At 52.1% G+C, this 927-nt stretch carries 2 protein-coding genes; both read right to left on the bottom strand.

The window, feature by feature from the left end; translation table 11 throughout:
• Positions 1–198 precede the first annotated feature (198 nt).
• Entirely contained in the window at positions 199–741 is a 543-nt protein-coding gene (gene gmhB, locus G5193_RS21690; RefSeq protein ID WP_280205610.1) for a D-glycero-beta-D-manno-heptose 1,7-bisphosphate 7-phosphatase, read from the bottom strand.
• Between the two features lie 111 nt (positions 742–852).
• The coding region (locus G5193_RS21685) for a hypothetical protein (protein ID WP_197724836.1) at positions 853–927 on the bottom strand (75 nt) is incomplete at its 5' end.

Here is a 927-nt window from a genome sequence, read left to right as displayed (position 1 = left end):
ACCGCCTTCTCGAGTCAAGCCTTATTTTCAAAGGCTTTTCGAGGTTACCGACGAGGTTGTTTGCGTTGCCGCTTGCCCTGTCGATGGAGGCGCATTATAGGGAGTGAATTCGTTCTGGCAAGGGGATAATTGCAAAAAGATGGCTTTCATCGTTCAATCGCTCGCAAATCCACCAATCAGCATATTTAACCGGCGAAATTAGCTCGCTGCAGGCACCGCGACGGCAAAATCATACAGATTGTCATATATAGCATCTGCGAGTGCGCTACCCGCTTCGGTGATTGGCTTACCGGTTCTGACCATGATCTTATGCCCAACCCCGGCATTGATGGCGGCTTTCAGATCGGAAGGCTTGTCACCCACCATATAGGAACGGCTCATGTCGATCCCCAGTTCCTGTTGCGCCAACAGCAGCATGCCTGGCTCCGGTTTGCGGCAATCACAGGGGGCTCCGTGATCCGGATGATGGGGGCAGAAATAGATGCCATCGAGGTCCACATCCCGATCCGCCAGTGACCAATCCATCCACTCGGTCAGATTCATGAAGTCATCTTCACTGAAGTAGCCGCGGGCGATTCCGGACTGGTTGGTCACAACAACCAGCAGATAGCCTTTCTTTTTGAGGAGCAGCAGGGCGTCTATGACTCCGGGCAGAAAATGGAAGTCATCGACCTGGCTGACATAGCCAGTGTCTTCATTGATGACACCGTCACGATCCAGAAAAATGGCGGGTTTGCTCACGGAAACTACCTCAATCAATGGTTTTGCCCAGTATCTCACAGGGCAGATAAAGCCCAAAAACAAAAGGGGCGGCCGAAGCCCCCCCTTTCATGTGTGCATTTAAAGTATCGATTAAGCGATAACTTTAGCTACAACACCAGCACCTACGGTACGGCCACCTTCACGGATAGCGAAACGCAGGCCGTC

The organism is Aeromonas sp. 601027, from assembly GCF_049174455.1.
Taxonomy (GTDB): domain Bacteria; phylum Pseudomonadota; class Gammaproteobacteria; order Enterobacterales; family Aeromonadaceae; genus Aeromonas; species Aeromonas veronii_A.
The sequence above is the reverse complement of the archived record's forward strand: the minus strand, read 5'-3'. Positions and strand labels throughout refer to the sequence as shown.